This window comes from Streptomyces sp. NPDC056061, from assembly GCF_042266885.1.
In the GTDB taxonomy this organism is placed as follows: Bacteria; Actinomycetota; Actinomycetes; order Streptomycetales; family Streptomycetaceae; genus Streptomyces.
Window position 1 is genome coordinate 62293 of record NZ_JBHJWQ010000026.1, and the last position, 24924, is coordinate 87216.

Consider the following 24924-nt stretch of genomic DNA (forward strand, 5'->3'; position numbering starts at 1 on the left):
CGGCCGGCATGCGACGACGGCCCCTGCACGGCGGTGCGGGATCGTCAGCCCGCACCCGGGACGCCTCCCGCACCCGGGACGCGTCCCGCACCTGACACGTGCCTCCCGCCCCGGCACACGCCCCGCACACGGCGGTGCCCCGCACACGGCGGTGCCCCGCACACGGCGGTGCCCCGTGCGGAGGGGATCGTCTCCGCACGGGGCACCCGTTCCGCTTCGTGGCGGCCGGTCAGCCGCAGCAACCGCCGCACTGGCACGGGGCCCCGGACTGGCAGCCGCAGCCGCAGCCCGAGCCGCAGCCGCAGGCGCCGAGCAGGGGCAGGTGCACCGCGTCGGCGGGGGCCTCCTGCCGCGGGTCGGTCGTGGGGGAATCGGCCATGGGTCCTCCTCAAGGCGTACGACAGGGCCGTGCGCCGACTACGACGCGCGCACGGCCGGGGCGTACGGCCAAGGCGTTCCGCCCCACCCCATTGGATGCCCAACCGGGCGGGCGCATCAACGGCGCACACGCGCAGAACGCATGTGCGACATTCGCGCGACCGCGTGCGCCCGTCACCCCCGTCACCCCTCGCCGGGAGTCAAGTCGCCCGGGACTCGCCCGGGAGCCCTCCGCTCCCGCTTACGCGCCCTCCACCGGAGTCTGCTGCTGGATCTCGTCCGCGTGCTCGCCCGTGACCAGGTAGACCACGCGCTTGGCGACCGACACCGCGTGGTCCGCGAAGCGCTCGTAGTAGCGGCCGAGCAGGGTCACGTCGACGGCGGTCTCGATCCCGTGCTTCCAGCGGTCGTCCATCAGGTGCTGGAACAGCGTGCGGTGCAGCAGGTCCATCTCGTCGTCGTCCTGCTCCAGCTGGAGCGCGAGGTCGACGTCCTTGGTGATGATCACCTCGGCCGCCTTGGCCATCAGGCGCTGGGCCAGCTGCCCCATCTCCAGGATGGTCGCGTGCAGGTCGCCCGGCACCGCGGACGCCGGGAACCGCAGCCGGGCGAGCTTGGCCACGTGCTGGGCGAGGTCGCCCGAGCGCTCCAGGTCGGCACTCATCCGCAGCGAGGTGACCACGATCCGCAGATCGGTCGCCACCGGCTGCTGCCGGGCGAGCAGGGCGATGGCCCGCGCCTCCAGGTCGTGCTGGAGGTCGTCGACCTTCTGGTCCGCGGCGATCACGCTCTCCGCGAGCTTGAGATCGGCATCGAGCATGGACGTCGTCGCCCGGCCGATGGCCGACCCGACGAGCCGGGCCATCTCGACCAGCCCCTCACCGATCGAGTCGAGTTCCTCGTGGTAGGCGTCACGCATGGAAGTCCCTCTCCAGTCCTCTGTGCAATGCCGGGGCCTGCTGTGAACCCCACGCTGCCACCATGGGCGGCGTACGCGTCGCCTTCCGGCCGCGCAAGTGAACCGCTTCTTGCTCCTCGGTGAACTCTGGGCGACGAGTGTTCGGACAGGCACTCGGATGGCTGGGAGAGTCCTCCCGGACCCGCATAACCTTGACGTATGGACGTGAACGCGGCAGTCGCCGCAGCTGCGGCGATCGGCGGTGCGTGTACCGGCGTGATCGCCATGCTCGCGTTCCGCTGGAGCGAGCGCGACCAGAAGAAGCCGACGCGCACCTCCCTGCGACCCGACGGCAACGCGGCCCTTCCCCCGGGCGTGGACACGGTGCTGTCCGTGCTCAGCTCCTCCGCGGTCGTGCTCGACGAGAGCGACAGCGTGGTCAAGGCCAGCTCCGCCGCCTACGCGCTGGGACTGGTCAGGGGCGGGCGGCTCGCCGTCGACGCGATGCTGAACATGGCCAGGGACACCCGCCGCGACGGTGAGATACGGCAGGTCGAACTGGACCTTCCCCGGCGCGGCACGGGTCGCGGCGAGGCCCTGGCGGTCTCCGCCCGGGTCGCCCCGCTGGGCTCCCGGCTGGTGCTGCTGCTTGTGGAGGACCTCACCGAGGCCCGCCGCATAGAAGCGGTACGGCGCGACTTCGTCGCCAACGTCAGCCACGAGCTCAAGACCCCGGTCGGCGCGCTCTCGCTGCTGTCCGAGGCCGTGATGGACGCCGCCGACGACCCGGAGGCGGTGGAGCGGTTCGCGGGGCGGATGCAGATCGAGGCGACCCGGCTGACCAACCTCGTGCAGGAGATCATCGACCTCTCCCGGGTGCAGAACGACGACCCGCTGGAGGATGCCGAGCCGGTACGGGTGGACGAGCTGGTGGCCGAGGCCATCGACCGCTGCCGTCAGCAGGCCGGCTCGAAGCAGATCACCATGGCGGCGGGCGGTACCGCGGAGCTCCGCATCTGGGGCAACCGCGGTCAGCTCGCCGCGGCGCTCGGCAACCTCGTCGAGAACGCCGTCAACTACAGCCCCGCCCGTACCCGAGTGGGCATCGCCGCCCGGCGCGTGTCCGTACCCGGCGGGGACCAGATCGAGATAGCGGTGACCGACCAGGGCATCGGCATCTCGGAGAAGGACCGCGAGCGGGTCTTCGAACGCTTCTACCGCGTCGACCCGGCCCGCTCACGGGCCACCGGTGGCACCGGCCTCGGCCTCGCCATCGTCAAGCATGTGGCCGCCTCGCACGGCGGGGAGGTCACGGTCTGGAGCTCGGAGGGCCAGGGCTCCACCTTCACCCTGCGGCTGCCCGAGGCGATCGCCGCACGGGAACGGGACCGCAGCTCGGGCGGACCGCTCATCGTCAATGGCGACGAGGGCCCGCACGGGCCCGCTCACCCCGACACCCTTGAACCATTCCCTGCCCCGGAGGTCCTTCCGTGACCCGAGTGCTCGTCGTCGAGGACGAGGAATCCTTCAGCGACGCCCTGTCCTACATGCTCCGCAAGGAGGGTTTCGAAGTCGCCATCGCGGCCACGGGACCGGACGGCCTTGACGAGTTCGAGCGCAACGGCGCCGATCTCGTCCTGCTCGACCTGATGCTGCCGGGCCTGCCCGGCACCGAGGTCTGCCGTCAGCTGCGCAGCAGGTCCAACGTCCCCGTCATCATGGTCACGGCCAAGGACAGCGAGATCGACAAGGTCGTCGGCCTGGAAATAGGAGCCGACGACTACGTCACCAAGCCGTTCTCCTCGCGGGAGCTGGTGGCCCGCATCCGCGCGGTGCTGCGCCGCCGCGGCGAGCCGGAGGAGGTCACGCCGGCCGCCCTGGAGGCGGGTCCGGTCCGGATGGACGTGGACCGCCACGTCGTCACGGTCTCCGGCGGCAAGGTCGACCTCCCGCTCAAGGAGTTCGACCTGCTGGAGATGCTGCTGCGCAACGCGGGCCGGGTCCTGACCCGCATGCAGCTCATCGACCGGGTCTGGGGCGCCGACTACGTGGGCGACACCAAGACCCTCGACGTGCACGTCAAGCGCCTGCGGGCCAAGATCGAGCCCGACCCGGGGGCGCCGCGCTTCCTGGTGACGGTGCGGGGCCTGGGGTACAAGTTCGAGCCGTAGACCGGCCCGCACATGCGACGGCGGAGGGCGCCCCCCCGAAAGGGAGGGCGCCCTCCGCCGTGATGTGGTAAACGCGCGGCGCTCCGGGCCTCCGGTCCGCGCGGGCCGGACTCAGTCCTGCGACGGGACGCCGGACTCGCCGTCGCCCGGGACGTCCGTGTCGCTCTCGGAGCCGGGCTGGCCCGCCCCCGCGGTCGCCGAGCCGGAGGGCGTGTTGGACGGCGACGTGGCCGGCTTCGACGGGGCCGTCGGCAGCGAGCTCGGGCCGAAGCCCGTGAAGAAGCTGGTCGCCGGGACGACGAGCACGCCGAGCGGGACCTCGCCGGTGGTGCTGAACTTGAAGACGACGTTCTGCACGCTGCCGTTCTTGGCGGCCTCGCGGCCGTTCTCGATCACGGCCGAGGCGTTGCCCTTGCCGCCGAGCACCACACTGCCGCCGGCGGGGACCTCGATGGGCCCGCTGCCCTTGGCCGCGTGCAGCTTCACCGAGGCGCTCGTGCCCGGCAGCGAGACGGTGTCCAGGGTCTGCTTCTGGGTCCCGTTGTTGAAGAGCGTCGCGGAGACGACGGCGGGGCCCTCCGCGTCGCGCTCGGGCTGTGTGATCAGGTTGGCGTTCTGGACGCTGATGTCACCCGAGGTGGTGGCGGCGCTGTCCGGCCTGACCTGGAGCGTCGCTGCGTCATTGCCCGCACCGCACGCGGCGAGCGAGGCGATCGAGAACACGATGGCGGTGGCGGCGAGGGCGCCGTGTCGAAGGCTGCGGCTCACGGCGGCGGCAACTCCTTGAACGTGTCGGTCTGCGGACGGGGGAACGGGCGACTGTAAAGCCGCCCTAAGCGAGTGTCAGCGGCCTTAGGCTACCGAGCCGTCCCTCCCGCCCCGCACCCGACCCGCCTCTATGGGCCGACGCACTCCCCGAAGACGCTTCCGGGGGCGCCTCGTGCGAAGGCCCCGCCCGCCGCTCGCGGCCGGGCGGGGTTTAGCGGACCGGCGAACTCCGACGTACTCCGAAACGGCCGTCACGTGCCGTTCACATATCGCCGGTGATCAATTCATGAAGTGTGCCGGGAGCGCGGTACGGGGCATGGCGTATTCCGTGCGCATTAGTTGCGCGCGGCGCGGAGTTGATCAATTTCATTGATCACCCGCACGTGCATCCGTACGGGTGATCGACGCTCGAACGGAGTGAGGAAAGTCAATCACCGAGAACCCGGCAAAATGGGACATCAAGTCGCTTCGGAGGGGGGTTCGGGGGCGTGCGACGTGCGTGTTTCGCCGTGCCCGCGCAGCCGCTCCGACCTGCGAATACCGCCCCGCATCAACTGTCCGCAGCACGTACGTGTTGCTGTTGTCAAGCCCCGAGATATGCCCTGACCTGCGAAAACGCCATTCAGGAGTGGCTGTTCTCGTGTTACCCTTGATAGCCACGGAAGGGGTACCTGTCACATGACGTTCAAGGTTGGCGACACCGTGGTCTATCCCCATCACGGGGCCGCGCTGATCGAGGCTATCGAAACTCGCCAGATCAAAGGCGTGGACAAGACCTACTTGGTGCTCAAGGTCGCCCAGGGCGACTTGACGGTTCGTGTGCCGGCGGACAATGCGGAGTTCGTGGGTGTGCGCGACGTGGTCGGGCAGGACGGGCTGGACCGGGTCTTCGAGGTGCTGCGTGCACCGTATGCCGAGGAGCCGACGAACTGGTCCCGTCGTTACAAGGCAAATCTGGAAAAGCTCGCCTCCGGCGATGTCATCAAGGTCGCCGAAGTGGTTCGCGACCTGTGGCGTCGTGAGCGTGAGCGCGGACTCTCCGCGGGTGAGAAGCGAATGCTGGCCAAGGCCCGCCAGATTCTGGTGAGCGAACTCGCTCTCGCGGAGAACACGAACGAGGACAAGGCCGAGGCTCTGCTCGACGAGGTACTCGCGTCCTGAACCGGCTCGTGCCGGTCATGAAAAATGTACTGCGGTGCCCGCTGACAGCCGTATTCACGGTATGTCGGTCGGGCGCTGCGGCATGTCCGGAATCGGTGCGCCCGGAATCGCCGTGTCCGGAAATGGCAGTCGGATGCGACGGGATGCGCGAATGGCCGCCGTCCCGGGTGCCGGTATTCCGGGTGTCGCACTCCGGTCGAGTCGACGGGCACGCGATCGACAGGCGTGCGGCGGCGCGTTCGGCGGACGGAGCGGCGTGGAGCCGGCGTCGTCCGAATTCGGCCATGCTGTGGCCTGAACGCGACGACAGCGGCCCGGCTCACCCGTGCGTTGGCTTCAGCGGCGATCCCCCCGATACTTTGCTCGCGATCTTGTCCAGCCGATCCGAGCGGCCGGGGCGGGTTGTCCGGCCTCGACCGGGTGTCACGGAAAGGGCCCGGTCGAGTCCAGGTGTGGCGCCCGGCTCGCTTCTGGCCATACCCACGTCGGTCGTGGAGACAAACATGCCGAAGCTCCGGAGTGCAATCGATGTCTGATCAATCGCGTCCGAACCGCACTGCCGCCGTGATCCCCGCGGCCGGCCGCGGGGTCCGGCTCGGCCCGGGCGCCCCCAAGGCGCTCCGCGCGCTGGGCGGGACGCCGATGCTCATCCACGCGGTACGGGCCATGGCGGCGTCCCGTTCCGTCTCGCTGGTCGTCGTCGTGGCGCCGCCGGACGGTGCCGCCGAGGTGAAGAACCTGCTGAACGAGCACGCGCTGCCCGAGCACACCGACTACGCCGTCGTGCCCGGTGGTGACACCCGGCAGGAGTCGGTGCGCCTCGGCCTCGACGTCCTGCCCGACGACGTCTCCGTCGTCCTCGTCCACGACGCGGCCCGCCCGCTGGTGCCGGTCGACACCGTGGACGCGGTGATCGCGGCGGTGCGCGAGGGCGCGCCCGCCGTCGTTCCGGCGCTGCCGCTCGCCGACACGGTCAAGGAGGTCGAACCCGGGGCGCCGGGGGAGCCGGAGCCGGTGCTCGGTACGCCCGAGCGGGCCCGGCTGCGCGCGGTGCAGACCCCGCAGGGCTTCGACCGCGGCACGCTCGTGCGCGCACACGACACCGTCGCCGTCGGAGGCGAGGGGGCCACGGACGACGCGGGCATGGTGGAGCGGCTCGGGGAGCCCGTCGTGGTCGTCCCCGGGCACGAGGAGGCGTTCAAGGTGACCCGGCCGCTGGATCTGGTGCTGGCCGAGGCGGTACTCGCGCGCAGGAGGGCGAACGATGGCTTCTGAGGAAACGGTTCCCGAGCGGACGGCCGGGGACGGGACGGCCGCCGGGGCGCGGACCGGTCCGGTGATCCCGCTCGTCGGGATCGGCACCGACATCCACGCCTTCGAGGAGGGGCGCGAACTGTGGTGCGCGGGACTGCTCTGGGAGGGCGAGGGGTCGGGCCTGGCGGGGCACTCCGACGCCGATGTCGTCGCGCACGCCGCGTGCAACGCGCTGTTCTCCGCGGCGGGCCTCGGTGACCTCGGGCAGCACTTCGGGACCGGGCGGCCCGAGTGGTCGGGTGCCGCCGGGGTGACTCTGCTGACCGAGGCGGCGCGGATCGTGCGGGCCGAGGGCTTCGAGATCGGGAACGTCGCCGTCCAGGTCGTCGGCGTACGGCCGAAGATCGGCAAGCGGCGGGACGAGGCGCAGCGGGTGCTGACGGCGGCCGTGGGAGCTCCCGTCTCGCTCTCCGCGGCCACCTCCGACGGGCTCGGTTTCACGGGGCGCGGCGAGGGTCTCGCCGGTATCGCGACGGCATTGGTCTACCGCGTCGGCTGACCCGTCGTACGCCCCCGGACCGGGGACACTCGCCGTCCCCCTTTTTTGCGTACCGCTTGCACCGTGTCGGTCGTCGAGCCCGGCGCGGGGAGAGCGCCGCCACCGGGGTGCTGCCGGGCGTGCCCGTACCGGCCGGGGCGAGAAGCAGTTCCTCCGTACGGGCCGCAGCAGGAAGCAGGAGGAGCGAAAGTGAGTTGGGATACGCACAGGAGCACCACCGACCCGCACCCGGAGGACGCAACGCCATGACCGCCGCACTCCCCGACGAACTCAAGGCGCTTCTCGACACGCCGGTCTTCGTCACCATCGCCACGATCCAGCCGGACGGCAGCCCGCAGCTCTCCCCGGTGTGGGTGAAGCGCGACGGCGACGACGTCCTCGTCTCCACGACCGTCGGCCGCCGCAAGGAGCGCAACCTGCGCCGTGACCCCCGCGTCTCCGTCGTCGTGCAGCCCTTCGCCGCGCCGTACACCTACGCCGAGATCCGCGGCAGCGCCACGCTCACCACCGAGGGAGGCGAGGAGCTGATCGACGAGCTGTCCGTGAAGTACACCGGCAAGAAGTACGCGGAGTTCAACACGGCGGCCGCCGACGACGACGAGCGCGTGGTCGTCCGGATCACCCCGCGCAAGGTCGTCGGACGCGTCTGAGGCACCCACCGGCGCGCATCGCTTCTCACGAAGTGGTCCCCGCGATCCCCCGAGGGGTCGCGGGGCACTGGTGCGCGCCCACTACCCTTGTGGCGTGACTATTCGCCTGTACGACACCAGCGCCCGGCAGATTCGTGACTTCGTCCCGCTCGCGGCGGGCTGTGTCTCGATCTACCTCTGTGGCGCGACCGTCCAGGCAGCCCCGCACATCGGGCACATCCGGTCCGGGCTGAGTTTCGACATCATGCGCCGCTGGTTCGAGTACCGCGGCTACGACGTCACGTTCGTCCGCAACGTCACCGACATCGACGACAAGATCATCGCGAAGTCGGCCGAGCAGGGCCGCCCGTGGTGGGCCATCGGTTACGAGAACGAGCGGGCGTTCAACGCCGGATACGACACGCTGGGCTGCCTCCCGGTCACGTACGAACCGCGCGCGACCGGCCACATCACCGAGATGATCGAGATGATGCGGGGCCTGATCGAACGCGGTCACGCCTACGCGGCCGACGGCAACGTCTACTTCGACGTGCGCTCCTTCCCCGGCTACCTGGAGCTCTCCAACCAGGACCTCGACGATCTGCGTCAGCCGTCCGGCGAGGGCGAGACCGGCAAGCGGGACCCGCGCGACTTCGCGATGTGGAAGGCGTCCAAGCCGGGCGAGCCGAGCTGGGAGACCCCCTGGGGCCGCGGCAGGCCCGGCTGGCACCTGGAGTGCTCCGCGATGGCGCACAAGTACCTCGGCACCGCCTTCGACATCCACGGCGGCGGCATCGACCTGGTCTTCCCGCACCACGAGAACGAGATCGCCCAGGCCAAGGCGTTCGGCGACGAGTTCGCGAAGTACTGGGTGCACAACGGCTGGGTCACCATGTCCGGCGAGAAGATGTCGAAGTCGCTCGGCAACTCGGTGCTGGTCGGCGAGATGGTCAAGGCGTGGCGCCCGATCGTGCTGCGCTACTACCTCGGCACCCCGCACTACCGGTCGATGATCGAGTACAGCGAGGAGGCCCTGCGCGAGGCCGAGTCCGCGTTCGCGCGGATCGAGGGCTTCGTGCAGCGCGTCGTCGAGAAGGCGGGCGGCGAGGTCGCCCCGGCCGACGAGGTGCCGCCGGCCTTCGCCGAGGCGATGGACGACGACCTGGGCGTCCCGCAGGCGCTCGCGATCGTCCACACCACGGTTCGGCAGGGCAACTCCGCGCTGGCCGCCGACGACAAGGAGGCCGCCGTCGCACGGCTCGCGGAGGTCCGGGCCATGCTCGGCGTCCTCGGGCTCGACCCGCTGGAACCGCACTGGGCCGGTGAGGCCGACCGCGGCGAGGACCTGCACGGGGTCGTGGACACGCTCGTCCGCCTGGTCCTGGACCAGCGCGAGGCGGCCCGCGCCCGCAAGGACTGGCCCGCCGCCGACGCCATCCGGGACCAACTGGGCCAGTCCGGGCTGGTCATCGAGGACAGCCCGTCCGGCCCGCGCTGGACTCTCGGCCCGCGCCAGTAGGCCGCCCGTGTGCCGTCCGGCGTCCCGGGCGGCACACTTCTTATACGTACGCATGTCTGAGCAGCAACGAAACAGGTAGGTCATGGCCGGGAACAGCCAGCGCAGGAACCGCCGCACGTCCAACAAGAAGGGCGCGCAGGTCGGCAGCGGTGGGCAGCGACGCCGTGGCCTGGAGGGCAAGGGCCCGACGCCGCCCGCCTCCGCCCGCAAGGGTCACGTGAAGAACCGGATCGCCAACGCCCAGGCCAAGCAGGCCGCCCGCCGCCGCCCCGCCCCGCGCCGTGGCGGCGCCAAGGGCACCTCCGAGATGGTCGTCGGCCGCAACCCGGTCTACGAGGCCCTGCGCGACGGCGTCCCCGCGACAACCCTCTACGTCCAGCAGCACATCGACAACGACGAGCGGGTCCGCGACGCGCTCCGGCTCGCCGGCGAGCGCGGCAACATCAACCTGATGGAGGCCCCGCGCGCCGAGCTGGACCGGATGACGAACGGCCTGAACCACCAGGGCCTCGTCCTTCAGGTCCCGCCGTACGAGTACGCGCACCCGGAGGACCTGACCGCCGCCGCGTACGACAACGGCGAGGAGCCGCTGATCGTCGCCCTCGACGGCGTCACCGACCCGCGCAACCTGGGCGCCATCGTCCGTTCCGTCTCGGCGTTCGGCGGCCACGGCGTGGTCGTGCCGGAGCGGCGCGCGGCCGGGATGACGGCAGGGGCCTGGAAGTCCTCGGCGGGTACCGCCGCCCGTACGCCGGTCTCCCGGGTGACCAACCTGACCCGTGCCCTGGAGGGCTACCAGAAGGCCGGTCTCACGGTCGTCGGCCTCGCCGCCGACGGCGAGCACACCGTCGAGGACCTGGAGGCGCTCGGCGGCCCGGTCGTCGTCGTCATCGGCAGCGAGGGCAAGGGCCTGGGCAGGCTCGTCGGCGAGACCTGCGACTACCGGGTCCGCATCACGATGCCGGGCGGCGCCGAATCGCTGAACGCCGGAGTCGCGGCCGGGATCGTGCTCTACGAGGCCGCGCGGCGCCGGGCCTGAGGTTCGGTCCCGGCGGGGCCGCCCGGCCCCGCCGCCCCGCCCGGCCGGCATTGACGGGTCTCGGACACATCGGGCCCGTCAAGGCAGTGTCCTAACCACCCATCACTCGGTTAGATGAGTGTGGACACCAGAACGCCTCGGTTCGACGAACTACCCGCCCTGAGCATGACCAAGGTGGACTGCGACCCAGCGCAGGTCATCGTCAACCACGCCAGCTTCCGGGTGCAGCTCGCGCCCGGCCAGCGCGCCCGGCTGCGCGGGCTGGCCCCCGCGGGCGTGCCCAGGATCCCCGCCATGAGCCGTCCCGTCGGAGCGGGGCGCGGCAGGCGCGCGCCCGTCGTGTGGAGCGGCAGGTCCGCTCCCGGTGACCCCGGCGCCACCGGACTCCTCCAGGCGGTGCGGGACTCCACCGTCGGCCGTCCGGCCACCGCGTACGACGCCTTCGACGCCTCCTTCGAGCGCTACGCCGACCGGTCCGGTGACAGGCCCGGCGACGCGGGCCGCCCCGGCCCGTCCGGTCACGAGTTCGACGGCGGGCTCGGCACGGGCGGTACCCAGCTCATCGAGTGTCTGGAGGAGACCCAGCCCAACCCCGTGGTCGGCACGCCCCAGCAGCCGGGCCGGTTCGGCGACGGCCCCCTGCTGCCGCCGATGCGCCGGGCGGTCGGCGCCTACGACCCGGTCGATCCCGGGCCGTACGACGGCGACGCCCCCGAGTACGGGAACGCGTACGAGGAGGACGGGCGCGAGGACCCGGAGGCCCGGGACCGGCGCCAGGGCGGCGACGCCGTACGGCACGCCTACTACCCCGGGCGCCGCATGAACCTCGGTGTGGTGCTGCTGCCCCTGCGGGTCTTCCTCGGTTTCATCTCGATCTACGCCGGCATGGGCAAGCTGTGCGACCCGCTGTACTTCGACGGCGGCGAGCGCGGCTCCATGGTCAAGTGGCTGAACTCGCTGCACCCGTGGGCGATGGCCGAGCCGCTGCGCGACTTCGCACTCTCGCATCCCGTGGGCGCCGGACTCACCGTCGCCTTCCTCCAGGTCGTCGTCGGCGTCCTCACCGTCCTCGGCCTGTGGCAGCGCGTCGCCGCCTTCGTCGGGGCGCTGCTCTCCGCCGCCCTGCTGGTCACCGTCAGCTGGCGCAGTGTCGCCGTCTACGACGCGCCCGACATCATCTACCTCGCCGCCTGGAGCCCGCTGATCATCGCGGGCGCCCCCGTCTATTCCCTCGACGGGCGGCTGGCCGGTGAGGCGTGGCGGACGCTCGGCCCGCGCTCGCCGATCTGGGACCTCCGTCGCCGGGTGCTGCGCCGGGGCTCCGCCGTCGCCACCGTGGTCGTCGGCCTCACCCTGCTTGTGGGTTCGATGCTCGGCGGCGCGGTCCGTTCGTCCGGGGTCGTGACCGTGCCGGGGCCGCACAGCAACCCGACGAACCAGCTCCCCGGCTCCCCGCTGCCGGAGAAGTCCCGCAGCAGTGCCTCGCACACCCCCGAGGGGCGCACCCCTTCGCCGTCCCGCAGCGGCGTCGCCGCCTCCCCGACCGCGGGGGCGTCCACGCCGCCCGCCGGTTCCGGGCGCGAGCAGGGCCGGTCGGCCGCCGGTGCCGGACAGCCCAGCGAGACCCAGGGCGCCGTCCAGCAGGCCCCGCAGCAGACGGCCCCGCAGCAGCCCCCGTCCACCAGCTCCGGCCCGAGCTCCTCGGGCTCCACGGGCACCGGCGGAGGCCCCACGGGTGGTTCCTCGGACGATGGCGACTCCACGCCCGGCGACACGTCCGGTGCCGGGCAGAACCCGATCGGCGGCCTGCTCGGCTGAGCCGCCCGTCGCCCGCTCACGACGAGGGGCGGTCACCGGATCCCCTCCGGCGACCGCCCCTCGGCGCGCCCGCTCTCGTGCGCGTTCTCGTGTTTGTTCGCGCGCCCGCTCTCGTGCACGTTCGCGTGCGCGTGCCTGTGTCCGGCCGTCTACTGGCCGTCGAGTTCCTTGGCGGCCTCGGTCAGGTCCTTCGCCGTGTCGATGGCCCGCCAGTACGCCCCGTGCGGCAGCGGATATCCGGCGAGCCTGCGCTCGCGGGCGAGCTTCGGGAACGTTGTCCGCTCGTGGTCGCCGCGGTCCGGCAGCATGGTGGTGAAGGCGGGGGAGAAGACGTAGACACCGGCGTTGATCAGGTACGGCGACGGTGGCGCCTCGATGAAGTCGGTGATGTGGCCGAACGCGTCCGTCTCGACCGCGCCCCACGGGATACGGGGACGGGCCAGGGCCAGGGTGGCGCTCGCGTCGCGTTCCGCGTGGAAGGCGGCCATCTCGCGCAGCGAGAAGCGCGTCCAGATGTCGCCGTTGGTGGCGTACCAGGGCTGGGCCGGATCGGGCAGCCTGGCGGCGGCGTACTTCAGCCCGCCGCCGCGGCCCAGGGGCTCGGTCTCCACGACGGTCGTCACGTGCAGCGGCAGCACCGCCGAGTCCAGCCACTCCTGCAGCACCTCGGCCAGATGACCGCACGACACCACGACATCGGTCACGCCCTCGGCGGCCAGCCAGGAAAGCTGATGGCCGATGATCGGTGTCCCGGTGCCCGGGATCTCGACCATCGGCTTGGGGCGGTCATCTGTGTACGGGCGCAGCCGTGATCCCTGGCCACCTGCCAGGATCACGGCCTGCGTCGGATACGTATGCATACCAGGCACGATAGGCGGTGCCCGGTGTCGTGGTGTCCGGCCCCGGCGCCGTACGGCCGGTGCCGGGGCGCCGGGCGGCCCGGCGACTGAGGCCCGGTGGTGCGCGGCCCGGTGGCGCGCGGGCGCGCAGGCTGACGGGTACGGGCCCGTCGGCGGGTCAGCTGAACTGTGCGACGCCCGAGGCGAACGACGTGTCGCAGACGGGGCGGGAGAACCGGTGGGCGCGCGTCGGGCCGTAGTGCTCGACCGCCGCACGGCCCAGCGCCTTCGCGATCGACATGCAGTGCCGGGCGAGCGAGGGGCGGCCCTCGACGGAGCGCTGGAGGTCCGTCAGGGCGACGCCCGGGTCCTCCTCCCGGAGCTCCAGGAGCAGGCGGTCGCGGAGCACGTCCTGCGGGGCGCGCGTCTCGGCGCGCTTCGAGACGTCCTGGGCCGACGCGGCCAGGACCTGCGGCTCGGAGTCGTGCGATGCCCACGGCACGCTGGTGACGGCGAGGGTTCCGGACAGGACCATCACGACGGGCAGTACGAGGGCGAGGGATCGGCCGATGCGGCGAGCGGTGTGGGTCACGCAGCGAGCGTAGCGGGCGGTAATGGAACGGCGACACCTTGTCACCCTTGCGGGGGATGGTTCGGGGGTGTTTTTCGATTTCCTCGTTGACGCCGAGCGGTGGAGCACCCGGAGCGGAAGGGGATTCGGTGCCACGCGGATTCAAACCCGGAGCCGGCCCGTGGCGCGCGAACGGCCCCGCACGAGGAAACGTGCGGGGCCGCCGTGGGAGCCGGGGCGTGCGTGCGTGCGTCGGCGTCAGTCGGTGAGGCGCGCACCCGTCGAGGTCGAGAAGACGTGCAGCTCGTCCGGACGCGGCACGACGTGCAGCTTGGTGCCCTTCTCCGGGACGGCGCGGCCGCCGACGCGGACGACCAGGTCCTTGTCCTCGCTGCCGACCTTCGCGGAGCCGTAGACGTAGCCGTCGGCGCCGAGCTCCTCGACGACGTTGACCGAGACGGCCAGGCCGGCCGGGGAGTCGGAGCTGTCCTTCGTGAGCGACTTCGCGGCGGCGCCGCCGTGCTCGACGATGTCGAAGTGCTCGGGGCGGATGCCGACCGTGACGGTCGTGTCGCCCTTGTCCGCGGCGGCCTTGAGCGCCTCGCGGGAGACCGGGACGACGCTGTTGCCGAACTTCACGCCGCCGTCGGTGATCGGGACCTCGACCAGGTTCATGGCCGGGGAGCCGATGAAGCCGGCCACGAAGAGGTTCGCCGGCTTGTCGTACATGTTGCGCGGCGAGTCGACCTGCTGGAGCAGACCGTCCTTGAGGACCGCGACCCGGTCGCCCATGGTGAGGGCCTCGACCTGGTCGTGCGTGACGTACACGGTCGTGATGCCCAGACGGCGCTGGAGCGAGGCGATCTGCGTACGGGTGGAGACACGGAGCTTGGCGTCGAGGTTCGACAGCGGCTCGTCCATGAGGAAGACCTGCGGCTCACGCACGATGGCGCGGCCCATCGCGACACGCTGGCGCTGACCACCGGAGAGCGCCTTCGGCTTGCGGTCCAGGTACTGGGTGAGGTCCAGCATCTTGGCGGCCTCTTCGACCTTCGCCCGGATGTCGGTCTTGTTGACACCGGCGATCTTGAGCGCGAAGCCCATGTTGTCCGCGACGGTCATGTGCGGGTAGAGCGCGTAGTTCTGGAACACCATGGCGATGTCCCGGTCCTTCGGCGGCAGGTGCGTGACGTCGCGGTCGCCGATGCGGATGGCGCCGCCGTTGACGTCCTCAAGCCCCGCGAGCATGCGCAGGGAGGTCGACTTGCCACAACCGGAAGGACCGACGAGGACGAGGAACTCACCGTCTGCGATGTCGATCTCCAGCTGGTCCACGGCCGGCTTCGTGGAGCCGGGGTAGACGCGGGACGCCTTGTCGAACGTGACACTGGCCATGCTGAATCTTCTCCTCCACCGGCAGGAACGTGCCGGACGATCCGAGTAGGGAGTGGAGTGGTCTGGTCCACTTGGGCGAATCCCCAGCGACGCTACCTGGACATGTGGAATCTGTCAGCAGTTCGAAGGGAGGGAAAATCCGGAACCTGGCACGCGGCGGTGTTGGTTACACTGCTCCGGCACGCCTCCTTAGCTCAGCTGGCCAGAGCAACGCACTTGTAATGCGTAGGTCGTCGGTTCGAATCCGACAGGGGGCTCGGCGAGAAGCCCAGATCGGATGCGCTCCGAGCTGGGCTTCTTTCGTTCAGCGGACGCGGCGGCGGCGTCGGGAGCGGGCCGCGCGGGTGTCTGCGGTCTCGGTTCCGGTCTCAGCTGGGGCTTCGGCCGGGGCCCGTGGGGACGGTACGAAGAACTCGCAGGGCCGGTCAGGATTGCAGGGCCGCGTCCAGGTACTCCTGTACCGGCCCGAACAGCTCGTGGGGCACGTACTGCGGGATCTCGCCGTGGGCGACCCAGGCGAGCTCGGCCAGTTCCTCGGTGTCCGCGACGTGGGCGGTACCGCCCACCACCTCGCACGCCGTGTACGACATCAGACGGTCCGACACCGGATGGGCCCGCCCGCCGAGCGACTTCACGGCGGCCACGTCCAGGCCGGTCTCCTCCCGGGTCTCCCGCACGGCGGTGTCCTCGGGGGTCTCGCCGGGCCCGACCTCACCGGCCGGGAACTGCCATGAGAGCCGCCCCTCGCCGACCCGGCGGCACACCATGAGCACGCGCCCCTCCCGGACGACGACGGCCACGGCGATGCCTGACTGCTGCTCTGCGTTCTGTGGGGTCACGTCTACGCCTCCTGGACTGCCAGGACCGGTGGGGAGGACGTCTCGACGGCAGGGAGCGAAGTGCCGGATTTCAGGCTACTCGGGCTTCATGGGGCCTGCTTCCCGTACGGGGGAGGGCGGATATTCGGGCTGCGAGGAGCGGGTTCATGCGGTGGGTGCGGTCCGGGAGCCGACCGATGCGTGCGCGCTCGGTGAACTCGGTCGTCGGAGTGGCACTCGGGCCCGGGGCGCACTCAGCCCCGGGCGGAACGGAAGCGCCTGACCACCGAGGCCGCGCCGGAGGCGAGGACGACGAGTGCGACGGCGTCGTAGAACGCGTTCGGAGTCGTCCAGTCCTTGTTGAAGTCGGTCAGGAAGTCCTGGTTGAAGAACGCCTGGTGGTGGAGCAGCGAGGCGAGGGGCAGCGTGACAGCGGCCTGGGCTGCGGTGTACCAGCCGGCCGTCCGGATTGTCCAGCCGCGTGTGGCGATCCGGACCAGCTCGACGGTCACGAGCCCGACGAGTCCAGCCAGGACCGGCCAGATCCAGCCGGACCACAGACCGGGGTCGAGGATCTGCAGGTGCTCGGCCTCCCGGCCGGTGCCGCTCGCCCGGTACGGCTCGGCGACGTGCTGCCAGACGATCGTCCCGGCCAGCAGGGCGTGCCAGACCACCGAGGCGCAGGCCGCCGCCGTGCCGGTGGTGTCCCGCTGCCGGGGTTCGGGCAGGTCGTCGGGGGTCCACGGCCTGGCCTTCGCCGCAGCCCGTCCGTCCTTGCTCCGGCCCCGTTCGACCAGGGCGAACACCAGGGTCGGCCAGGCGATCATCTGGCCGCCGACCGCGAACACCGTGCCGATGCCGGTGCCGATCGCCGAGCCGAGGCCGTTGTCGTCGAGGATGTCGAGCGCCACGGTGATGCCGGTGACCGCGGGCAGCACGGTCGTCAGCAGAAGCGTCACCAGCCGTACGTACGCCGGGTAGAACTCCGGCCCGATCAGTGCCATCGGCCGGCCCGCGTACCGGGCGGCCTGGCGGATCGGGTCGCCCATCTCCGTCAGCACCTCGCGCTCCGCGGCTGCGGCATCGGTGGCGTCCCGTGCTTCGACGGTGTCGGCGATCGTGGTGCGTAATTCCTCGGCCATGTCGTCACGTTGGCCGGCCGGAATGCGCCGGACGACCTCCTGCACATAGCGCTCGGTCAGCGAGGTCGTACTCATCCGTTCTCCTTGGTGAGTCGTGCGATCGAGGCGACGAGGTCCTGCCACTCGCGGACGAGCCCGGTCTGCACCCGGGCGCCTTCGGGGCTCACCCGGTAGAACTTCCGGGGCCGCGACTCATCGGTGTTCCATTCGCTGGTGAGCAGGCCCTGCTTCTCTAGCCGGCGCAGCAGCGGATAGAGCGTGTTGCCGTCGACGGTGACCCCGGCGTCGTTCAACGTCACCAGGAGCGCGTAGCCGTACTGCGGTGTCCGGAGCAGTGTCAGACAGGCCAGCACGACCGTGCCGCGGCGCAGTTCCTGGGCCTGGCTCAGGGGTGGTTCCTCGGTGGGCACGCACCGCACAATACTGTGCGCCGCACACCAATGTCACGAGCGTGGAGCACACCGGCGTGGAGTACACCGGCGTGGAGCACCCGGGCACGGGTGCAGGTGCGGGGCGGTCAGGGCCAGAGGGCGCGGGCGAGGGCCGCGCCGGTGAACGCGGCCCCGAGCCCGGCCGCCACGCTCGCCACGACATTGGCCACCGCGTAGAAGCGCGCCCCGTCCTCGGCGAGGCGCAGCGTCTCGTAGGAGAAGGTCGAGTACGTCGTCAGGGCGCCGCACAGGCCGGTGCCGAGCAGGAGCTGTACGTGGGCGGAGGCCGCCCCGGCCGCGGCGGCTCCGGTGACCAGTCCGAGGATCAGGGAGCCCGCGACGTTGATGGTGAAGGTGCCCCACGGGAAGAGGCTGTCGTGGCGGGACTGGACGGTGCGGTCGGTGAGGTAGCGCAGCGGGGCGCCGACCATGGCCCCCGCGATCACGAGCAGCCAGTTCACTGTTCCCCCTTGTCGCGGCCGGTGTAGCGGATGACCTCGCAGGCGTCGAGGATGACCAGGCCCTGCGCGACGAGTTCGTCGAGTTGCGGGAGGAAGGCCCGGACGCGTTCCTCGGTGTCCACGATCACGACGGCGACCGGCAGGTCCTCGCTCAGGGACAGCAGCCGGACCGTGTGGATGAGGGAGGACGCCCCGAACCCCTCGATGCCGCGGAAGACGGAGGCGCCGGCCAGGCCGGCGCGGCGGGCACGGTGGACGATCTCGGTGTAGACGGGCTTGTGGTGCCACATGTCCGTCTCGCCGACGAAGACGGTCACACGCAGTGCAGAGCCGGTGAGTCTCACGGCTGCCTCCAGGTGAGGACGCGGCGCGTCGCGGCGACCGCGAGCCAGACGGCGGCCAGGGCGGCGAACACGGTGAGGGCCAGGTAGGCCAGGCCGGTACCGGCTTCCCGTCCGTCCACCAGGCGCTGGACGTCGACGGCGTAGGTGGAGAAGGTGGTGAATCCGCCGAGGACGCCGGTGCCGAAGAAGGGGCGCACCAGCCGGTGCGCCGCCCGGACGTCGGTGATCACCACCATGAAGACGCCGATGACCGCGCAGCCGACGATGTTGACGATCAGGGTCGTCCAGGGGAAGGCGTCGGGCGCCGTGGGCCACAGCAGCGATGCCCCGTAGCGCGCGGACGCCCCGATCGCGCCGCCGAGCGAGACGACGGCGATCACGGGTCCCTGGCGGGGTTGCGTCGGCCCGCGCCGGTCGGGGGCCCGGACACCGGCGTCGGGGGCCGGGTCGGGAGCCGTGGGGTTCGCGGGGTCTGCGGGATCCGCGCGATCTGAGGGGTCCGCGGGGTCGGCGGGGTCGTTCAGCATCGGGGTCCGGGGCTCTTCCACGGGGGTCTCCTACTCGCCGGGCACGGGACCGTACGGGAACACGTACGGTGCGCTTCGCAAGTAGGGACCGTTGGCGGCGCCGTCGCCGCGGTTCGGGTACGGCGGGCCCCACCGCCGTGCGACGGCCGCGAGGCCACCGCTGCGACCAGGCTACCGGGTGCCGCAACCGGTAACGACCGGGGAAGCAAGACGGCGCCAGCTCCCTCTTGCTCCTCGGGCCGTAACCTCCCGGGCCGTACGGCGGAGTCACGGCGAGGCGGCGGCGGGGTTCAGGGCCGGGGTGCGGCCGGTCCGGTTCCCGCGGCGTGCGCTTCCCGGGCGCGGACGCGCGACGCCTCGATCTCCGCGTAGGCGGAGTCCCGTCCCTCCCAATGGGATCCCTCGACGGACTTGCCGGGTTCGAGGTCCTTGTAGACGTCGAAGAAGTGGGTGATCTCCAGCTTGTCGAACGTCGGGATGTCGTCGATGTCCCGCACGGCGGCGTGGCGCGGATCGTGGGCGGGGACGCAGAGGACCTTCTCGTCGGGGCCCTTCTCGTCCCGCATGAGGTACATGCCGACGGCCCGGCACTCGATGACGCAGCCGGGGAACGTCGGTTCGCCGACCAGCACGAGGGCGTCGAGCGGATCGCCGTCGCGGCCCAGCGTTCCCTCGATGTAGCCGTAGTCCGCGGGGTACTTGGTGGAGGTGAACAGCATCCGGTCCAGTCGGATGCGGTGCAGCGTGTGGTCCATCTCGTACTTGTTGCGGGATCCCCGGGGGATCTCCACCATCACGTCGAACTCCATGACCGCCTCCTGGGCCGTGCCGGCCGTGATCGTGCGGGGTGCGCCGGACGCGCGCGGCGGTTGTCACGCGGGCGGCGTGACGGCCGGGGCCGACGGGACCTGTGGTCCGGGACGCTGCCGGGCGAGCGCCGTCGCCGGCCCGCGAGGCGCACGTCTCCCTGCGCGCCTCCCGTACATCGTCGGTCTCCTCCCCGGCTCCCGGCAGCACGGCAGGGGCTCGGTACGCCCGATCGGGGCATATGTAGGGGAATGTAGGGAAAAGCGGGGAAACGCGGATGAATTCGTGAGGGCGAAGGGATGCGGCGGCTCCGGGGGCGAGGGTCGCCGCCCGGCCCGGTGGCGTCACGACAGGTCGGCGCGTCCCAGCCAGGCCGGTCGTACGGGCACTCCGTCCGCGTCCCGTTCCACATGCTGCTCGGCCGGGGGCTCGGCCGCCCGTCCGGCGCTCCGTCGGGCGGATCTCGCCGGTGAGGGGGTGGGTGTCGTCGCGTCGGCGAAATAGGTTCGAGGTTCCGGTTCCGGTTCCGGCTCGGGCTCCGGTTCGGGTTCCGGTTCGGGCGCGTCGCTGTCCTCCAGGAGCTCCGCCACGGTGAACCGGGTGCTGAACGAACGCCAGGCGCCGTCGAGCACCAGGAGGAAGCCGTCGTTCTCCCGGAAGAGCCGACGCCGCTTCGGGCTCCAGGGGTGATCCGGCGTATGGCTCCGGGCGCGTCGCTCCAGCTCCAGCAGGGCCTCCTCGCGCGTTCCGTCCACGTGCGCGAGCACGCACGCCTCGGTGTGCTTGCGCTCGGCGGAGCCCACGGTCGTCTCCATGACCAGTCCCCAGGTCGTCATGCGCCCCCCACTCTCTTCTCTGCTTTCTTCCTTCGGCGGTTGGGCGACCCAGTCTCCCGGGTGCCGGAACCGCCGTGCACTTTTATGTCGTCCTTACGCGCGCGGGTCGCCGCGCGAGGCCGTACCGAGCGCCACGCGGGCCCTGTCGCATCCCGGATCCAAGGAGCAGCATGAGAGTCCATGGCAGCACGCACCCCCTGAGCGCCGGCCCGGAAGGCGATGTCTCCGCGCGGCGACGCGGCCCTCGCCGGACTCTCCGGGAGTGCTCGAAGGCGGCGTTGCTCGTCGCACTCGTCCTCGGGGCCGCCACGGCCTGCAACGGGACCGACTCCTCGGCGTCCGCCGACCACAAGCCCAAGGACTGGAAGGTCGGCGACTGTGCCGGGCCCGACGAGAAGGAGTCGAAGGACGCCTACCAGGCGCTCGACTGCGACGACTCCAAGGCCACGATCAAGGCCCTGGAGATCAAGGACGGGGCCATCTTCGCCGATTCGATCCAGTGTCCGGCCGGCACGGACGTGATCATCTCGGTGAAGGTCTCCTTCGGTTCCAGCGCGAGCGCCGGTATACCCAGCAAGACCGTCTGCGGCCGGAACCTGACCGGCGCCCACCCCGGTGATGCCGGGGCGGGTGGTGGCCAGCTGGTGAAGGGCGACTGCGTGAACGACCAGGCGAAGGAAGTGCCCTGCGGCAGCGGGAAGAGCGGCGTGTTCAAGGTGCTCGCCCTGACGAAGAAGCCCGAGGAGTGCCCCTCGGGCACCGACAACCCGATCGAGCTGTTCCCGAGCCCCGGTCGGCCGTACAACGCGATCTGCACCACCAAGGCCTGATTCGCGCGCCGGCCGATGAACGCCGGACGGGGGCCGGAGGGGGCCGGAGGGGGGCGTGGTGAGGAGTATGACGGCGCGTCAGGAGGAGGGGCGTCGATCCGGCGGGCGGAGGTCGTCCCCCGGGTCGGCGGTGGTGTCGACGGCCAACTGCCGGGCGTAAAAGTCGAGTTATCCGCGTGATCGCCCTGTTGGTGCGGGCCGTCATTCGGATGCGTACGCCGGACGTAGGGCGGTGGCCGGACACGGGACGTGTCATGTCCGGTCGCCGCGATGCGTCCCTGTCTTTCCCGGCATGAGACCGAGACATTTCCGTGCCCCGGGCAGAGGCAGAAGCCGTGGGCCCAGCAGACTGAGTCGGTTGACGGCGGGCGGGATCGGCGTCCTCGCCATGGTGGCCGCCGGGCTGGGGCTGCCGGGGCAGACGGCGGCCGCTCAGCCCGCGGGCGTGCCACTGGTGGACGAGACGTTCACCGGGGCCGAGGCGGACGCGGAATTCGAGGCATTCGGCCCCGCCTGCCTGACGGGTGCGCCCCAGGCCCCCGCTCCCGGCCCCGGCACGCATCCGCTCACCGGCTGCCCGGCCGGCGCCACCGGTCCGGTCCCGCCGGACAACGCCGCGCCGCACGGCTACCTGCGGCTGACCGACGCGTCCAACGACCAGTCGGCGGCGGTGCTGTACAACCACGCGGTCCCCGCCAACCAGGGGCTGGTCACCACCTTCGACCAGTGGCAGTACGGCGGTACGACCAATCCGCCGGCCGACGGCATCTCGTTCTTCCTCATCGACGGCGCCGCGTCGCTGACCGCGCCCGGCGCCTTCGGCGGCAGTCTCGGCTACGCGCAGAAGCTTCCCGACGACGACCCGAACGCCACCCTCCTGCCGGGCGTCGACCACGGCTACCTGGGTGTCGGCCTGGACGTGCTCGGCAACTACTTCGGCGACTGGGAACACCGCGGCAACGGCTGCGCCACCCGTTCCCCGGCCGGTACGTCCTTCCACGTCCCGGCGCCCGGACCGAACATGGTGACCCTTCGGGGCCCGGGCAACGGCACCGAGGGCTACTGCTTCCTCACCGCGACGACCAGCAACTTCTCGACGACGGGACCCTGGCCCTCCACACTGCCGGGGCAGTTGCAGGGACCCACGACGTCCCTGCCGCCCGGGTCCACCCCCGAGGAGGCCGAGGCGCTGCTGGAGCCGTCGCGCCGCACGGTGACCGTCGAGGTGTCCCCGTCGCCCGACCCGGTGGTCACGGTCTCGATCGACTTCCACGACGGTCGCGGCGTCCAGCAGGTCCTGTCGACCCCGGCGCCCCAACCAGTGCCCTCCAGCTACAAGTTCGGCTTCGCCGCGTCGACCGGCCTGTTCACCGACGTCCACCTCATCCGGAACGTCAGCGTCCATCCGGCGGCCCCGCTGCCCCAGCTCAACCTGGTCAAGCAGGTCGCGGCGGAACCGCCGCTGCCGACCCCGCTGACGCCGGGCACGGAGGTGCCCTACCAGTACGTGGTGACCAACAGCGGCAGCGTTCCGCTGACGAACGTGCGGGTCACCGACGACCGGGTCACCGGCATCACCTGCCCACGGACCACGCTCGGCGTCGGCGAGACGGTGTACCTGCACCGGCAGGTGCACCGTCACCGAGGCCGACGCACAACGGGGCTCGGTCACGAACACCGCCGTCGCGCACGGGCAGGCCGGTGAGACACCGGTCGAATCGCCCCCGGACGACGTCACCCTTCCCGTGCAGTCCGGCCCCGGGCTCCGCCTGGAGAAGTCGGCCGACGACAGCCGCGTGTACGTGCCCGGCGACGAGGTGACGTACACGTACACCGTCACCAACACCGGCCCCCAGGAACTGACTGCGCTAGCCATCAACGACGACCACGTGACGGGGGTGACCTGCGAGGCGACCACCCTCGCGCCGGCCGGGCAGCCCGGTGACAGCACCACCTGCACCGGTACCTACACCGTCACCCGCGCCGACGCGGAACGCGGCAGGGTGACCAACACCGCGGTGGCCACGGCCGAGGGCGGCACCGTCCGGTCTCCCCAGGACCAGGCCCGCATCGACGTCCAGAAGAAGAAGCCGTGCCATGGCAAGCACTGCTCCGAGCCGAAGCCCAAGCCCGAGTCCTGCCACGGGAAGAGCGCCTGCAGCGTGCAGTGACGCGGTTCCCGCCCCGTTGACCCACCCGGTCCTCCGCCACCCCTCCGGTGGCGGAGGACCGTTCGTCCGTCGGGGGCCGTGGGGCTCCGTCGGGTCCGTGCGTCTCTGCCGGGGCCGTGGGTTTCTGCCGGGGCTCGTGGCGCGGGGTTCAGTGCCGTCCGGCCAGCCGGTCCGCCGCCTTCGCGACCGGGTCGGTGCCGGGGCGGGGCGAGCTGAGTTCCCTGCGGTCGGCGGCCCGGTAGGCGGCGTACATGCCGTGCACGCCGAGCCAGCGGAAGGGTTCGGGTTCCCATTTGCGGACCTTGTGGCCGACCCAGGGCAGCGTGGTCAGTTCGGTGGGGCCGGACTGACCGGAGTCCTGCTGGATCAGGTCGCGCAGGGTACGGGCGGCGAGGTTGGTGGTGGCGACGCCGGAGCCGACGTAGCCGCCGGCCCAGCCGAGGCCGGTGGAGCGGTCGAGGGCCACCGTGGCGCACCAGTCGCGGGGGACGCCGAGGACCCCCGACCACGCGTGGTCGATGCGGACACCCGCGGTGACGGGGAAGAGGCGGACGAGGATGTCGCGCAGCGCCTCGATGGTCGCGCGCTGGGTGCGGCCGTCGTTGTCGGTGGCCGAGCCGAAGTGGTACGGGACGCCGCGTCCGCCGAGCGCGATGCGGTCGTCGGCGGTGCGCTGGGCGTACATGTAGGCATGGGCCATGTCACCGAGGGTCTCGCGGCCCTCCCAGCCGATGGCGTCCCAGAGGGTCGGGGGAAGCGGCTCGGTGGCGATCATCGAGGAGTTCATGGGGAGCCAGGTGCGTCTCTGGCCCTTGAGGTTCGCGGTGAAGCCCTCGGTGCACCGCAGGACGTACGGGGCGCGGACGGTGCCGTACGGGGTGCGGGCGTGCTTGGGCTCGATGGCGGTGACGGGCGTCGACTCGTGGATGGTGACGCCGAGCGCCTCGACCGTCGAGGCCAGGCCCTTGACGAGTTTGACCGGGTGCAGCCGCGCACCGTGCGGGGTCCAGGTGGAGCCGACGGCACCGGTGACGTTGACGCGCGCGCAGGTCTCGCGAGCGCCGTGCAGTACGCGGTCCGTCTCGCCGAAGGCGACCTCGACTGAGTGGAAGTCCTTGAGCCGGGCCAACTGTGCCGGTGTGTAAGCGACTTCGAGTACCCCGCCCTGGTGGACATCGGCGTCGATGTCCTCCTCGGCGGCGATGCGCACAACCTCGTCGACGGTGTCGTTCATCGCCTGCTGGAGCCGGACGGCGGCCTCGTGGCCGTGCAGCTTCGCGTAGCGGTCGCGCCCGGCGATGCCGTTGTAGAGCCAGCCGCCGTTGCGCCCGGAGGCACCGTAGCCGCAGAACTTGGCTTCGAGGACGGTGATGTTGAGGAAGGGGACGGCCTTCTTGAGGTAGTACGCCGTCCACAGCCCGGTATAGCCGCCGCCCACGATGCAGACATCGGCGCTGCTGTCGCCGGGCAGGGGCTCCCGGGCGGGCGGCGTGCCCTGGTCCGCGTACCAGAAGGATATGCCGCCGTTGACGGTGCTGACGGTGCTCATGCTGCCCCT

27 protein-coding genes and 1 tRNA gene are annotated in these 24924 nt (G+C 71.4%); 13 read left to right on the forward strand and 15 right to left on the reverse strand.

Annotated features, from left to right (window positions below; translation table 11 throughout):
- Positions 1-229: 229 nt before the first annotated feature.
- Positions 230-379, reverse strand: a complete 150-nt coding sequence (locus ACFC79_RS29440; RefSeq protein ID WP_187438691.1) for a hypothetical protein — start codon at positions 377-379, stop codon at positions 230-232.
- Between the two features lie 240 nt (positions 380-619).
- Complete coding sequence (phoU, locus tag ACFC79_RS29445; protein WP_376246207.1) at positions 620-1297, reverse strand: phosphate signaling complex protein PhoU; 678 nt, start codon at positions 1295-1297, stop codon at positions 620-622.
- A gap of 198 nt (positions 1298-1495) precedes the next feature.
- Here phoU and ACFC79_RS29450 point away from each other — a divergent pair, with 198 nt between their 5' ends.
- Complete coding sequence (locus ACFC79_RS29450; protein ID WP_376246210.1) at positions 1496-2770, forward strand: sensor histidine kinase; 1275 nt, start codon at positions 1496-1498, stop codon at positions 2768-2770.
- The gene (locus ACFC79_RS29455) at positions 2767-3447 is read left to right on the forward strand and encodes a response regulator transcription factor (RefSeq protein ID WP_030977814.1); all 681 of its coding nucleotides are present in this window, start codon (positions 2767-2769) and stop codon (positions 3445-3447) included. Before ACFC79_RS29450 ends, ACFC79_RS29455 begins: the two co-directional genes overlap by 4 nt.
- A gap of 111 nt (positions 3448-3558) precedes the next feature.
- Here the strand turns inward: ACFC79_RS29455 and ACFC79_RS29460 are convergent, their stop codons facing one another.
- Positions 3559-4215, reverse strand: a complete 657-nt coding sequence (locus ACFC79_RS29460; RefSeq protein WP_376246213.1) for a DUF461 domain-containing protein — start codon at positions 4213-4215, stop codon at positions 3559-3561.
- Between the two features lie 678 nt (positions 4216-4893).
- Between ACFC79_RS29460 and ACFC79_RS29465 the strand changes: the two genes are divergently transcribed.
- The 7 genes from ACFC79_RS29465 to ACFC79_RS29495 all read left to right on the forward strand — a co-directional run bounded on the left by ACFC79_RS29465 (position 4894) and on the right by ACFC79_RS29495 (position 12194).
- Positions 4894-5376, forward strand: a complete 483-nt coding sequence (locus tag ACFC79_RS29465; protein WP_003953493.1) for a CarD family transcriptional regulator — start codon at positions 4894-4896, stop codon at positions 5374-5376.
- Between the two features lie 528 nt (positions 5377-5904).
- The gene (ispD, locus tag ACFC79_RS29470) at positions 5905-6651 is read left to right on the forward strand and encodes a 2-C-methyl-D-erythritol 4-phosphate cytidylyltransferase (protein ID WP_376246216.1); all 747 of its coding nucleotides are present in this window, start codon (positions 5905-5907) and stop codon (positions 6649-6651) included.
- Positions 6641-7189 carry a 2-C-methyl-D-erythritol 2,4-cyclodiphosphate synthase gene (gene ispF / locus ACFC79_RS29475; protein ID WP_376246218.1) on the forward strand — a complete coding sequence of 183 codons (549 nt, stop codon included), beginning with the start codon at positions 6641-6643 and terminating at the stop codon, positions 7187-7189. Before ispD ends, ispF begins: the two co-directional genes overlap by 11 nt.
- Before the next feature lie 245 nt (positions 7190-7434).
- A complete protein-coding gene (locus ACFC79_RS29480) occupies positions 7435-7839 on the forward strand; it encodes a PPOX class F420-dependent oxidoreductase (RefSeq protein ID WP_376246221.1) in 405 nt (134 codons plus the stop codon).
- A 94-nt stretch (positions 7840-7933) separates the two neighbouring features.
- Entirely contained in the window at positions 7934-9337 is a 1404-nt protein-coding gene (cysS, locus tag ACFC79_RS29485) for a cysteine--tRNA ligase (protein ID WP_376246223.1), read from the forward strand.
- A gap of 82 nt (positions 9338-9419) precedes the next feature.
- Positions 9420-10376 (forward strand): 23S rRNA (guanosine(2251)-2'-O)-methyltransferase RlmB, encoded by a 957-nt coding sequence (gene rlmB / locus ACFC79_RS29490; protein ID WP_376246226.1) that lies wholly within the window; start codon positions 9420-9422, stop codon positions 10374-10376.
- 114 nt (positions 10377-10490) lie between these two features.
- Positions 10491-12194, forward strand: a complete 1704-nt coding sequence (locus ACFC79_RS29495) for a DoxX family membrane protein (RefSeq protein WP_376246229.1) — start codon at positions 10491-10493, stop codon at positions 12192-12194.
- 149 nt (positions 12195-12343) lie between these two features.
- Here the strand turns inward: ACFC79_RS29495 and ACFC79_RS29500 are convergent, their stop codons facing one another.
- From ACFC79_RS29500 to ACFC79_RS29510, 3 genes are all read right to left on the reverse strand, one after another.
- A complete protein-coding gene (locus tag ACFC79_RS29500) occupies positions 12344-13054 on the reverse strand; it encodes an NDP-sugar synthase (RefSeq protein ID WP_376246232.1) in 711 nt (236 codons plus the stop codon).
- Positions 13055-13211: 157 nt separating this feature from the next.
- A complete protein-coding gene (locus tag ACFC79_RS29505) occupies positions 13212-13625 on the reverse strand; it encodes a hypothetical protein (RefSeq protein ID WP_376246235.1) in 414 nt (137 codons plus the stop codon).
- 237 nt (positions 13626-13862) lie between these two features.
- The gene (locus tag ACFC79_RS29510; RefSeq protein WP_376246238.1) at positions 13863-14999 is read right to left on the reverse strand and encodes an ABC transporter ATP-binding protein; all 1137 of its coding nucleotides are present in this window, start codon (positions 14997-14999) and stop codon (positions 13863-13865) included.
- A 183-nt stretch (positions 15000-15182) separates the two neighbouring features.
- Here ACFC79_RS29510 and ACFC79_RS29515 point away from each other — a divergent pair.
- Positions 15183-15256 (forward strand) — tRNA-Thr (locus ACFC79_RS29515).
- 168 nt (positions 15257-15424) lie between these two features.
- Here ACFC79_RS29515 and ACFC79_RS29520 read toward each other — a convergent pair.
- The 8 genes from ACFC79_RS29520 to ACFC79_RS29555 all read right to left on the reverse strand — a co-directional run bounded on the left by ACFC79_RS29520 (position 15425) and on the right by ACFC79_RS29555 (position 20365).
- Positions 15425-15838: an NUDIX hydrolase gene (locus ACFC79_RS29520; RefSeq protein ID WP_376246241.1), complete on the reverse strand. Its 414-nt coding sequence runs from the start codon at positions 15836-15838 to the stop codon at positions 15425-15427.
- A 233-nt stretch (positions 15839-16071) separates the two neighbouring features.
- The gene (locus ACFC79_RS29525) at positions 16072-17034 is read right to left on the reverse strand and encodes a hypothetical protein (protein ID WP_376246243.1); all 963 of its coding nucleotides are present in this window, start codon (positions 17032-17034) and stop codon (positions 16072-16074) included.
- Positions 17031-17369, reverse strand: a complete 339-nt coding sequence (locus ACFC79_RS29530; protein ID WP_376246246.1) for a PadR family transcriptional regulator — start codon at positions 17367-17369, stop codon at positions 17031-17033. Before ACFC79_RS29530 ends, ACFC79_RS29525 begins: the two co-directional genes overlap by 4 nt.
- Positions 17370-17476: 107 nt before the next feature.
- Entirely contained in the window at positions 17477-17851 is a 375-nt protein-coding gene (gene crcB / locus ACFC79_RS29535; RefSeq protein WP_376246248.1) for a fluoride efflux transporter CrcB, read from the reverse strand.
- Positions 17848-18195: a DUF190 domain-containing protein gene (locus ACFC79_RS29540; RefSeq protein ID WP_376246251.1), complete on the reverse strand. Its 348-nt coding sequence runs from the start codon at positions 18193-18195 to the stop codon at positions 17848-17850. The genes crcB (ACFC79_RS29535) and ACFC79_RS29540 overlap by 4 nt, the downstream gene beginning before the upstream one ends.
- Complete coding sequence (crcB, locus tag ACFC79_RS29545; RefSeq protein ID WP_376246324.1) at positions 18192-18722, reverse strand: fluoride efflux transporter CrcB; 531 nt, start codon at positions 18720-18722, stop codon at positions 18192-18194. Before crcB (ACFC79_RS29545) ends, ACFC79_RS29540 begins: the two co-directional genes overlap by 4 nt.
- Before the next feature lie 290 nt (positions 18723-19012).
- Positions 19013-19531, reverse strand: coding sequence for an inorganic diphosphatase (locus ACFC79_RS29550; protein WP_376246253.1), 519 nt, complete (start codon positions 19529-19531; stop codon positions 19013-19015).
- 342 nt (positions 19532-19873) lie between these two features.
- A complete protein-coding gene (locus ACFC79_RS29555; protein WP_376246256.1) occupies positions 19874-20365 on the reverse strand; it encodes a hypothetical protein in 492 nt (163 codons plus the stop codon).
- Positions 20366-20535: 170 nt separating this feature from the next.
- Here ACFC79_RS29555 and ACFC79_RS29560 point away from each other — a divergent pair, with 170 nt between their 5' ends.
- The 3 genes from ACFC79_RS29560 (at position 20536) to ACFC79_RS29570 (ending at position 23366) form a co-directional block, all read left to right on the forward strand.
- Positions 20536-21195: a hypothetical protein gene (locus ACFC79_RS29560; RefSeq protein ID WP_376246259.1), complete on the forward strand. Its 660-nt coding sequence runs from the start codon at positions 20536-20538 to the stop codon at positions 21193-21195.
- Between the two features lie 358 nt (positions 21196-21553).
- Positions 21554-22900 carry a hypothetical protein gene (locus tag ACFC79_RS29565; protein ID WP_376246262.1) on the forward strand — a complete coding sequence of 449 codons (1347 nt, stop codon included), beginning with the start codon at positions 21554-21556 and terminating at the stop codon, positions 22898-22900.
- A 40-nt stretch (positions 22901-22940) separates the two neighbouring features.
- Positions 22941-23366: a hypothetical protein gene (locus ACFC79_RS29570; RefSeq protein ID WP_376246265.1), complete on the forward strand. Its 426-nt coding sequence runs from the start codon at positions 22941-22943 to the stop codon at positions 23364-23366.
- A gap of 148 nt (positions 23367-23514) precedes the next feature.
- Here ACFC79_RS29570 and ACFC79_RS29575 read toward each other — a convergent pair whose 3' ends face one another.
- Complete coding sequence (locus ACFC79_RS29575; RefSeq protein ID WP_376246267.1) at positions 23515-24915, reverse strand: NAD(P)/FAD-dependent oxidoreductase; 1401 nt, start codon at positions 24913-24915, stop codon at positions 23515-23517.
- Positions 24916-24924 lie beyond the last annotated feature (9 nt).

Excerpts from the sequence above, each read along its gene's own strand:
- ACFC79_RS29525 (WP_376246243.1), bottom strand. The coding sequence starts at position 17,034 with ATGAGTACGACCTCGCTGACCGAGCGCTATGTGCAGGAGGTCGTCCGG.
- ispF (WP_376246218.1), top strand. The coding sequence starts at position 6,641 with ATGGCTTCTGAGGAAACGGTTCCCGAGCGGACGGCCGGGGACGGGACG.
- ACFC79_RS29555 (WP_376246256.1), bottom strand. The coding sequence starts at position 20,365 with ATGACGACCTGGGGACTGGTCATGGAGACGACCGTGGGCTCCGCCGAG.
- ACFC79_RS29500 (WP_376246232.1), bottom strand. The coding sequence starts at position 13,054 with ATGCATACGTATCCGACGCAGGCCGTGATCCTGGCAGGTGGCCAGGGA.
- ACFC79_RS29495 (WP_376246229.1), top strand. The coding sequence starts at position 10,491 with ATGAGTGTGGACACCAGAACGCCTCGGTTCGACGAACTACCCGCCCTG.
- rlmB (WP_376246226.1), top strand. The coding sequence starts at position 9,420 with ATGGCCGGGAACAGCCAGCGCAGGAACCGCCGCACGTCCAACAAGAAG.
- ACFC79_RS29450 (WP_376246210.1), top strand. The coding sequence starts at position 1,496 with ATGGACGTGAACGCGGCAGTCGCCGCAGCTGCGGCGATCGGCGGTGCG.
- crcB (WP_376246324.1), bottom strand. The coding sequence starts at position 18,722 with ATGCTGAACGACCCCGCCGACCCCGCGGACCCCTCAGATCGCGCGGAT.
- ACFC79_RS29560 (WP_376246259.1), top strand. The coding sequence starts at position 20,536 with ATGAGAGTCCATGGCAGCACGCACCCCCTGAGCGCCGGCCCGGAAGGC.
- ACFC79_RS29510 (WP_376246238.1), bottom strand. The coding sequence starts at position 14,999 with ATGGCCAGTGTCACGTTCGACAAGGCGTCCCGCGTCTACCCCGGCTCC.
- ispD (WP_376246216.1), top strand. The coding sequence starts at position 5,905 with ATGTCTGATCAATCGCGTCCGAACCGCACTGCCGCCGTGATCCCCGCG.
- ACFC79_RS29440 (WP_187438691.1), bottom strand. The coding sequence starts at position 379 with ATGGCCGATTCCCCCACGACCGACCCGCGGCAGGAGGCCCCCGCCGAC.
- phoU (WP_376246207.1), bottom strand. The coding sequence starts at position 1,297 with ATGCGTGACGCCTACCACGAGGAACTCGACTCGATCGGTGAGGGGCTG.
- ACFC79_RS29465 (WP_003953493.1), top strand. The coding sequence starts at position 4,894 with ATGACGTTCAAGGTTGGCGACACCGTGGTCTATCCCCATCACGGGGCC.
- ACFC79_RS29575 (WP_376246267.1), bottom strand. The coding sequence starts at position 24,915 with ATGAGCACCGTCAGCACCGTCAACGGCGGCATATCCTTCTGGTACGCG.
- ACFC79_RS29550 (WP_376246253.1), bottom strand. The coding sequence starts at position 19,531 with ATGGAGTTCGACGTGATGGTGGAGATCCCCCGGGGATCCCGCAACAAG.
- ACFC79_RS29480 (WP_376246221.1), top strand. The coding sequence starts at position 7,435 with ATGACCGCCGCACTCCCCGACGAACTCAAGGCGCTTCTCGACACGCCG.